This window comes from Nonomuraea aridisoli (genome assembly GCF_003236395.1).
In the GTDB taxonomy this organism is placed as follows: domain Bacteria; phylum Actinomycetota; class Actinomycetes; order Streptosporangiales; family Streptosporangiaceae; genus Nonomuraea; species Nonomuraea aridisoli.
In genome coordinates, this window is record NZ_POUD01000328.1 from 1 (window position 1) to 9,322 (window position 9,322).

The following is a 9,322-nucleotide window of genomic DNA, read 5'->3' on the forward strand; positions in this document are numbered from 1 at the left end:
TGGTGGGGCTGATGCCGTCCGGGGGTGGGGATCCGAGTCTGCGGCGTTCGCGGCTGACGGCCTTGACCATGTTTCTCCTCCGCTGTGGTGATCCCCGTGACGGCATGAGACTTCTAGAACTGTGTTCTAAAACACAGTTCTATGGGTGAGTGTCGTACATCACATCGCGATGCACCAGAGGCCGAATATGACGGTGTGATAACGCGCACATTACGGAGGGGTGGATCTTGGATCGCGCCGGGCGGGTGCTCTACTGGATGTAGTACTACTGAAAGTAGAGGAATTCGGATGCGTGTTCTCATCGCGGGAGCCGGGATCGCGGGCCTGGCCGCGGCCCCGGGCTTACTCGACGCCGGGCACCAGGTCACCGTGCTCGAACGGGCGCCGGCGCCGCGCGACGGCGGCTGCGCGCTGACGCTCTGGAGCAACGGCACGGCCGTGCTGGCCGATCTCGGCGTGCGGCTCGACGGGCTGGGGCAGCGCATCGAGGCGCTGCACGTCAGCAGCGCGCGGGGGCGGCGGCTGATGGTGGTCGACACCGGCCGGCTGGCGGCCCGCTTCGGCGCCCCGGTGCTGGTCGTGCCCCGCCGGTCGCTGCTGGCCCGGCTCGCCGAGGGGCTGCCGGAGGGCACCGTACGCTACGGCGCCGCCCTCACCCGCCTGCACGACGACGGCCGGTCCGTGCGCGCCGGGACCGAGGACGGCGCGGAGCACACCGGCGACCTGCTCATCGGCGCCGACGGCGTGAACTCCCGGGTGCGCACCGCGCTCTTCGGCTCCGGCGACGGCGCGCACGCCCGCCCGACCGGCGCGGCCACCTGGCAGGGCCTGGTCCGCGCGCCCTTCGACCTCGGCCACCGCGGCCTGCTGTTCATCGGCCGCCAGGGGCTGGCCGGTCTCAGCCCGGCCGGCGACGGACTGCTGCAGTGGCTCATCGATCTGCGCGCGCGGCCCGGCGCCGAGCACCGCGACCCCGGCCGCGCGCTCGCCGCCCTCCGCAGCCGGTACGCGGCGTGGGCCTCCCCCGTTCCCGAGCTGCTGGCCGCGCTGTCGGAGAAGGACCTCGAGCTCTTCCCGCACCGGCGGCACCACGCCCCGCTGCGCATGCGGCGCGGGCGGTGCGCGCTGATCGGCGACGCGGCGCACGCGATGCCGCCGATCCTGGCGCAGGGCGCCGGCCAGGCGCTGGAGGACGTCGCCGCGCTGCTGCGCGGCCTCGCCCGGTCGGAACCCGGCCCGGCGCTGCGGGCCTACGAGCGCAGCCGCCGGTGGCAGGCCGCGCTGGCCTCCGAGGCGGCCACCCGGGGCGTCGCGACCGCCGGGCCGCGGACCCTGTTCCAGACCGAGCCCGCGCTGCGCGCCGCGGCCGCCCTGCCGGACCGACTGGCGACGTGGTCGTTCGGGATGTTGATCCGCGGGGTCAGCGACCGGCTCTGACCACCGGAAAAAGCAGTAAAAGGGGGAAACGGGGGTTCGGGACAGGGTAGGTCGGGGTCGTGGGCAAAGACGCGCCGTACCCGATGCTCGACGTCACCGCCGCGGGCGTCATCGAGCGGGTGAACGACGCCGCCCGGGAGCTGCTCACCGGCGCCTGTCCCGGGGTGCCGCTGGCGCGCGCCGCCCCGGCCTGGCTGGCGCAGGCCCACCGCGCCGTCGCCGGGGGCCGGGCGAGGCCCGGGACCGGGCCGGCGCACGGGCCGGTCGGCGAGCGGGTGTTCGAGGCGCACGCGCTGCGCGCCGACGCCGATCGGGTCGAGTGGTGGCTGCTCGACGTCACCGGCCACCGGCGGGCCGCCGAGGCGCTGCGGGCCGAACGGGAGTGGACCGGGTTCCTGGTCGAGGCCTCCCGCGAGCTGACCTCGTCGCTGAACCTCGACCGCTGCCTGGAGGTCACGGCGCGTCTGGCGGCGCGGCACCTCGCCGACGCGGCGCTGGTGATCACGCCGATGGTGGGCCGGCGGCACCGGGTCACCGTCTGCGACCCGCACGGCCGGGTCGTCCGCGAGGACCTCGGCGTCGACGCGCGGACGGTCCCCGGGCTGGAGGGGGCCTTGCGGGGGTACCCACCGGTGCCCGCCCGCTGGATCGACCCGGCGCGGGCGCCCGGCTGGGTGGTGCGCGAGGGGTTCGGCACGATCGGGTCGGCCGTGGTCATGACGCTGCCCGGGCACGGGCTGCCGGCGGGCGCGCTGGTGCTGCTGCGGCGGCGCCGGCAGCAGAGCTTCGCGCCGCGTGAGGAGGTGTTCGCGCGGCTGTTCGCCGCCTGGGCGGGCGCCGCGATCTCCGTCGCCCGCATGTACGCCGAGCAGGCCGCCATCACCGAGACCCTGATGGCCGAGCTGCTGCCGCCCGTCGAGCTGCGGGTGAACGGCGCCGAGGTGGCGGCCCGCTACCGTCCGGCCGGGGTGACCGAGCTGGTCGGCGGCGACTTCTACGACGTGCACCCGGCCGCGGGCTCCGGGCGGGAGGCGCTGGTGGTGCTCGGCGACGTGGCCGGCAAGGGCCTGGAGGCGGCCGTGCTGACCGGGAAGATCCGCAACACCCTGCACGCCCTGCTGCCGATGGCCGACGACCACCACCGGATCCTGGAACGGCTGAACGACGTGCTGCTCGCCCGGGAGCACCCGACGCGCTTCGTGACGCTCGTGCTGGCGTCCGTGGCGGCCTGCGGTCCGCGGGTCGCGCTGCGGGTCACCAGCGCCGGGCATCCGGCGCCGCTGATCCTGCGCAACGACGGCCGGGTGGAGGCCGTCGAGGCGACGGGCACGCTGATCGGCCTGCTCGACTCCATCACCAGCACGACGCAGGACGTGCTGCTCGACCCCGGTGAGACGTGCCTGCTCTACAGCGACGGCATCATCGAGGCCAGGGGCGGCCCGTGCGGGGACGAGCTGTTCGGCGAGGAGCGGCTGTGCGAGAGGCTGTGCGACTGCGCCGGGATGCCGGCCGACGCCGTGGCCGAACGCGTCCAGATGCTGGCCTCGCAGTGGGTGGGCGGCGGCGAGCACGACGACATGGCGGTGGTCGCGATCACCGCTCCCCGGGGGGAACGCGCATGAGGATCGACGAACGCGCCGAGGCGTTGTGGGCCGCGGCGATCGCCGGCGACGAGGACGCCGCGGCCGACGTGGTGCTGGCCGCGCTGGACGCCGGCGTGCCCATGGAGAGCGTGCTGCTGGACGTGGTCGCCGCCGTGCAGGCGCGCGCCGGCCGGGAGTGGGCGGACAACCGGATCACCGTCGCCCAGGAGCACACCGCGACCGCCGTCAACGACCGCGTCCTCGCCGTCCTGGCCCACCATCCGTCCGCCCGCGACGACCGGCGGGACGCGCCGGCGCGGGGGCGCGTCGTGGTGGCGTGTGTGGACGGTGAGTGGCACGCGTTCCCGGCCCGGCTTCTTGCCGAGGTGCTGCGGCTGCGCGGGTGGCGGGTCGACTACCTGGGCGCGCAGGTGCCGGCCCCGCACCTGATCGGGCACCTGCACCGGACGAACCCCGACGCGGTGGCGCTGTCCAGCTCGCTGGCCGTCCGCCTGCCCGCCGCGCACGCCGCGATCACCGCGTGCCAGTCGACCGGCGTGCCCGTGCTGGCCGGCGGCGCCGCCTTCGGGCCGGACGGCCGCTACGCCCGCCTGCTGGGGGCCGACGCCTGGGCGCCCGACGCCTGCGCCGCCGCCGACCTCCTGGCGTCGGGTCCCCTGCCACGAAGGTCCGGCGGCGAGCCGCCGCACCTGGCCGGGCACGAGTACGACGTGCTCACCGAGCAGGCGGCGGACCTCGTCCGGGGCGTCATGGGAGAGCTCGGCCGGCGTGTCCCGCAGATGACCGGCTACACCGAGGAGCAGCTCGCCCGCACCGCCGAGGACATCGCCTACATCGTCGAGTTCCTCCGGGCCGCCCTCTACGTGAGCGACCCGGAGCTGTTCACGTCGTTCGTGGCGTGGATGGCGGGTGTCCTCACCTCACGCGGAGTGCCGACGCGCGCGTTGTCGACCGGCCTGCGGACGCTGGCCGCCCGCCTGACCGATCTCCCCGGCGCCCGCGACATGCTGGAACGCGCCCAGGCGACGCTGCGCGCCGATGCCCGATGAAGTGACCGTGTGACCGGCGCGCTACTTTTGGCCCATCGAGGGGTCAACAACCGGCCAAGCGTGACCCAGGTCACAGCCACCGCTTGAACCCGGGCATACCGTCCTTTAATGGGGCAAACGGAATCGTCCCGGCAGAGGCAGGGTGGCGTGCGGACGAAGACCCAGAGCGGCGAGGCGGAACCCTCGGCGGATCCCGCCTTGGACGGCCATGGCCCGGCCCCGGTCGCGGTGGTGGTGATCACCGGGCGCGAGCACCGCGTGATCCACGCCGGCGTCGCCTTCCAGGACGCGGCCGGCGCGCCTTGGCTGCCCCTCCCCGAGCTGCTCGAACGGCTGCGCGACGACCACGCCGCACAGCTCCGGCAGGTCATGGACGGCGGCCGGCCGCTGCTCATCAGGGACGTCATGCTCGGCCGGCGGGCGCTGTCACTGCAACTGTCGAAGATGTCCCTGCCCGCCGGAGGCGACGGCGTGCTGGTGGTGGCCACCGAGACCCCCGAGACCCCCGAGACCCCCGAGACACCCGAGACACCCGAGACCCCCGAGACACTCGAGACACCCGAGACACCCGAGACCGCCGAGACCGCCGAGACACCCGAGACACCCGAGACGCCCGAGACCGCCGAGACGCCCGAGACCTGCGACACGCCCGCGAACCGCACGAGCGGCTCGAGCGCCCTGCCCGGCATCGCGGACCGGCGCAGGCTCCTGCAGCACTACCAAGGCCTCCTGCGGGACGAGACACGGACCGTGTGGCTGATGGCGCCCCTCGGTCACGTGATCGAGCCCAGCCGGTGCTGGGAGGAGCTGACCGGCCAGACGTGGGAGGAGTACCGCGGCGACGGGTGGCTGACGGCCGTCCATCCCGACGACCGCGCGGGCCTGCGCCGCTCCTGGCGGCAGGCCGCGAGGCTGGGCCGCTGGGACCAGGTCTTCCGGGTGCGGTTCACGTCCGGCGGCTACCGACACATCAACACGCGGGGCATCCCGGTGAGCGAGCAGGCGACCGAATGGATCTGCACCTGCGCCGACGTCGAGGTGGAGTGGCAGGAGGCCCGCCGCAGGAAGCTGCTCGACCAGGCCGCCACGGCCACGGCGGACATCGCCGGGCTGGACGAGGTGCTGCGCATGCTCACCAACGTGATCGTGCCCAGCGTCCTCGACGGATGCGGGATCTACCTGGTGCCCGAGCTCGATGACCCGCTGCCCGAGCCGCTGATCGCCGAGAGGTTCGTGAGCATCGTGCGCACGGACCTGCGGCCCGAGCCGCAGCCCGGGACGGTCTCCTTCCCACCGCACTGCGGCTTCGTCGAGGCGATCGCCACCCGCCGCGCAGTGCACCGGGTCTTCCCATCGGGACGGCCCCCGCCCGATCTGGCGCCGCCCGGGGCGGAGGAGTGGTTCAAGATGTCCGGGGCGAACAGCGTCGCGCTCGTGCCGGTCATCGTGGACGGCGCCGTCGCGGCGGTGCTGGACGCGGTGATCTGCGGCGACAGGGATCCGATCAGCGCGGCGGACGTCGAGCTCCTGGGGCGCATGCTCGACCACGCGCACGCCCACCTGAGCAACGCCATGCGCTTCCAGCGCACGCAGCGGGTGGCGCTCGCCCTGCAGGACTGCCTGCTGCCCGATCCCCCGGAGGTGCCGGGGCTGGAGATCACCGCCCGCTACCGCGCCAGCGCCACGGCGGTGGAGATCGGCGGCGACTGGTACGACTCGTTCGTGCTGCCCGACGGCGCGGCCATCCTGACCATCGGCGACGTCGTCGGGCACGACCTTGCGGCGGCGGTGACCATGAGCCAGCTGCGCAACATGCTCAGGGGGCTCGCCATGGACCGCCGCGAGCCGCCCGGCGACATCCTGCGCCGCCTCAACATCGCCACCGAGTCCCTGTACGCCGACGGCACCGCGACGTGCATCCTGGCCCGGCTGGAAGCCTCCGACACCGGCGCGTGGCAGCTGGACTACTCGGTGGCCGGGCACCCGCCGCCGCTGCTGGTCACCGCCGACGGCACGGCGCGCTTCCTGAGAGGGGGGCTCAACCCGCTGCTCGGCGTCGGCTACGACCGGCCGCGTACCAGCGCGGTCGCGGAGCTGCCGCCGGGCGGCACCCTGCTGCTCTACACCGACGGCCTCGTGGAGGTGCCGGGCGAGAACCTCGCCAGGGGCCTCGACCGGCTGCGCCGCCACGCCGGCGCCCTGTCCGGCGCGCCCGTCGGCGACTTCTGCGACGAGCTGCTCGTCCGGATGCCGCTGTCCAGGAAGGACGACATCGCCCTGATCGCCGTACGGCTGCCCGCGCCCTGAAACTCACACAGCGTTCCCCTCACCATCAACTGACCTATATGTACCGTTCGTCCCACTAGTTCACTCTGCTGGCTGACAGGTAGAGGGGGACATATGCGTACATGGCGGAAGATCGCGGTCGTCGCGGCGCTGGGCGGCGTGGTGGCGGCGGCGCCGGGGATGGCCTGGGCGGGCGGCGCGCCGAAGCGCACGCTGGACCTCCAGGCCCACCGCGGCGGGATCGGGCTGACGGTGGAGTCGACGCTGCCGGCGTTCGCCAAGGCGCTCGAGCTCGGCGTGAGCACCCTCGAGCTGGACATCCAGATCACCGAGGACGGCCAGGCGGTCGTCACCCACGACCGGCGGATCGACGGCCGCAAGTGCCAGGACACCGGCCCCGCCTTCACCGGCGACCCGGAGTACCCGTACGCGGGCAAGCTCGTCAAGACGCTGAGCCTGCGGCAGATCAGGACCCTCGACTGCGGCTCGCGGACGCTGCCGGAGTTCCCCGGGCAGCAGGCCGCGCCCGGCGCGCGGATGCCGCTGCTGCGCGAGGTCTTCGACCTGGTCAAGCGCTATCGCGCGAACCAGGTGAAGCTGAACGTCGAGACGAAGGTCGAGGCGGGCGCGCCGGAGGAGACCGCGCCGCGTGAGCAGTTCGTCCAGGTGGCGGCGAAGGAGATCCGCCGGGCGGGGATGGTGCGGCAGGTCACCATCCAGAGCTTCGACTGGGGCGCGCTGATGCGGATGCGCGAGGTCGAGCCGCGGCTGCCGCTGGTGGCGCTGACCAACCCCGACTACCAGGGCGCGCCCGGCATGGAGGTGTGGCTGGGCGGGATCGACCTCGACGACTTCGGCGGCGACCCGTTGAAGGCCGTCAGGTCGTTCGGCGCGAGCGCCTTCTCCCCGCTGCCGGGCTCCCCCGAGGGCAGCGGCGCGGGCGACCCGGACTACCGGCCGTACGTGACCGAGGAGCTCGTGGACGAGGCGCACCGCCTGGGCCTCAAGGTCATCCCGTGGACCGCCGACGACGAGGCCACGATGAACGCCATGATCGACGCCGGCGTGGACGGCATCATCACGAACCACCCCGACCGGCTGCGGACGGTCATGGCCGAGCGCGGCCTCAGGCTGCCGAAGGCGTACGAGCCGCACGGGAAGGGCTGAGGCGGCTCAGTCCCCGATGTTCCCGATCGTGCCGCCGTCCGCCTTGCGGGCGGGGGTGAGCGCGCCCGGCGCGGGACGCGGGTCCGCGGGCCCGCCCGGCCGGTCCGCGAGCGGCAGGCGCAGGACGAACCGGGCGCCCTTCGCGGAGTCCTCCACGCGCAGGGTGCCGTGGTGGGCGCGGGCGATGTCGCGGGAGATGGCCAGGCCGAGCCCGCTGCCGCCGGGATCGCGGCGGCGGGAGTCGTCGAGCCGGACGAACCGCTCGAAGATGCGCTCGCGGTTGGCCGGATCGACCCCGGGGCCGTCGTCGGTGACCGCGACGACGGCCTGGTCGCCGTCCCGATCGACGGTGATCTCGACGGCCGACTCCGCGTGCCGCTGCGCGTTGACCAGCAGGTTGTCCAGGACGCGGATGAGCTGCATCCGCGAGCCGCGGATCATCAGGCCGGCGGTGGCGCGGACGTTCATCGGCAGGCGGTGCGGCTGGAGCTTGACCTCGGCACAGACGAGATCGCCGAGGTCGATCGGCTCGGGCGGGGCGTCGGTGGCCCGCAGCCGGGCGAGGACCAGCAGGTCGTTGACGATCGCCTCCAGCCGGTCGGTGGCCGTCAGCGCGGTGCGGATCGTCTCGCGGGGATCGACCTCGTCGGGGTACGTCAGCGCCTCCTCCAACTGCGTGCGCAGCCCCGCGAGCGGCGAGCGCAGCTCGTGGGAGGTCGTGGAGGCGAACTCGCGCTGCTGCCGTACGGCGCTCTCCAGGCGGGCGAGGGTCTGGTTGGCGGTGATGCTGAGCTGGGCCAGCTCGTCCCTGCCGGGCGGGACGGGCACCCGCAGGCTCAGGTCGCTCACGGTGATCTCGGAGATCCGCGCCCGGATGGCATCGACCGGCCGCAGCGTACGGCCGACCAGCGCCCACGTGATCCACGCCGCGACGGACACCAGCACCAGGATCCCGCCGGCGATGAAGTACTCCAGGCTGTGCGTGGACAGGATGGACGGCTCCGGCAGCCCGGCGAACACCACGCCCGCGTCGGCCTCGGGGGTCAGCCGGATGGCCATCAGCATGACGCAGCGGCGCCCTTCTTCGCACTCGATGCGCCGCTGGAAGCGGTCGTCGGGCGGGGGCCGCAGCGTGCTGAGCGGCCTGACGTCGGACGCGGCCCTGCTGGAGTCGACGACCCGCATGCGGGCGTCGACGATCTGGACGAGGTCGACCGGGGGGTAGGCGGGCATGCGGTGCGGGACGATGCCGTTGCGGGCCGCCGCGCTCCACTGGCTGGCCACCCGTTCGGCCTGGTCGAAGGAGTCGGCCTGGACCTTGTAGCGGATCGTGAGATCGAGCGTCACGCCGAGCAGCGTCAGAATGACCATCGAGAACACGGCTGCTACTACCGTGTACCGCGCCCGGATGGAGCGTGGCCGTGGCAGTGGTGACAATCCGGGTTCCTCCCCCGTCTTCCCCGTTCGGCGTCCTCGGCACCCCTCGGCGAGTAACACACCATAAGGTGCATATAAGGGACGTAGGGCCCCATAAAGGTGCAATAAGGACTTATTACCCCGAACCACTAGAGACGCATGACCATTCCTTGCCCAAGGAAGGGTCGAGATGAGCAAAGGTCAAGAATCCGCCACCGGCCTTCCGCGGGACGCGTGACCGGATGAGCCGCAGGCGCACCCCCAGGTCCCACTACTCTCCCTTAGGACGGGTTTTGTGAGGGCGGAGGGATGAGTGACGGTCAACGGGGCGGTGGACCACCAGGCGGGGGCCCATCAGACGGG

General features: G+C 73.4%; 6 protein-coding genes. 5 read left to right on the forward strand and 1 reads right to left on the reverse strand.

Annotated elements, in window-relative coordinates; translation table 11 throughout:
• The first annotated feature begins 288 nt into the window (after positions 1-288).
• From C1J01_RS42465 to C1J01_RS42485, 5 genes are all read left to right on the forward strand, one after another.
• Positions 289-1,437, forward strand: a complete 1,149-nt coding sequence (locus C1J01_RS42465) for an FAD-dependent oxidoreductase (RefSeq protein WP_111184698.1) — start codon at positions 289-291, stop codon at positions 1,435-1,437.
• Positions 1,438-1,496: 59 nt separating this feature from the next.
• Entirely contained in the window at positions 1,497-3,059 is a 1,563-nt protein-coding gene (locus tag C1J01_RS53350; protein ID WP_268958802.1) for a PP2C family protein-serine/threonine phosphatase, read from the forward strand.
• A complete protein-coding gene (locus C1J01_RS42475; protein WP_111184699.1) occupies positions 3,056-4,090 on the forward strand; it encodes a cobalamin B12-binding domain-containing protein in 1,035 nt (344 codons plus the stop codon). Before C1J01_RS53350 ends, C1J01_RS42475 begins: the two co-directional genes overlap by 4 nt.
• Before the next feature lie 147 nt (positions 4,091-4,237).
• Positions 4,238-6,397 (forward strand): SpoIIE family protein phosphatase, encoded by a 2,160-nt coding sequence (locus tag C1J01_RS50580; protein WP_111184700.1) that lies wholly within the window; start codon positions 4,238-4,240, stop codon positions 6,395-6,397.
• Between the two features lie 93 nt (positions 6,398-6,490).
• Positions 6,491-7,543 (forward strand): glycerophosphodiester phosphodiesterase family protein, encoded by a 1,053-nt coding sequence (locus C1J01_RS42485; protein WP_111184701.1) that lies wholly within the window; start codon positions 6,491-6,493, stop codon positions 7,541-7,543.
• Between the two features lie 6 nt (positions 7,544-7,549).
• On the opposite strand, the gene C1J01_RS42490 is transcribed toward C1J01_RS42485, so the two are convergent.
• Positions 7,550-8,914: a sensor histidine kinase gene (locus tag C1J01_RS42490; protein ID WP_111184703.1), complete on the reverse strand. Its 1,365-nt coding sequence runs from the start codon at positions 8,912-8,914 to the stop codon at positions 7,550-7,552.
• Positions 8,915-9,322: the final 408 nt, after the last annotated feature.

Excerpts from the sequence above, each read along its gene's own strand:
- C1J01_RS42465 (WP_111184698.1), top strand. The coding sequence starts at position 289 with ATGCGTGTTCTCATCGCGGGAGCCGGGATCGCGGGCCTGGCCGCGGCC.
- C1J01_RS42475 (WP_111184699.1), top strand. The coding sequence starts at position 3,056 with ATGAGGATCGACGAACGCGCCGAGGCGTTGTGGGCCGCGGCGATCGCC.
- C1J01_RS42485 (WP_111184701.1), top strand. The coding sequence starts at position 6,491 with ATGCGTACATGGCGGAAGATCGCGGTCGTCGCGGCGCTGGGCGGCGTG.
- C1J01_RS42490 (WP_111184703.1), bottom strand. The coding sequence starts at position 8,914 with ATGGTCATTCTGACGCTGCTCGGCGTGACGCTCGATCTCACGATCCGC.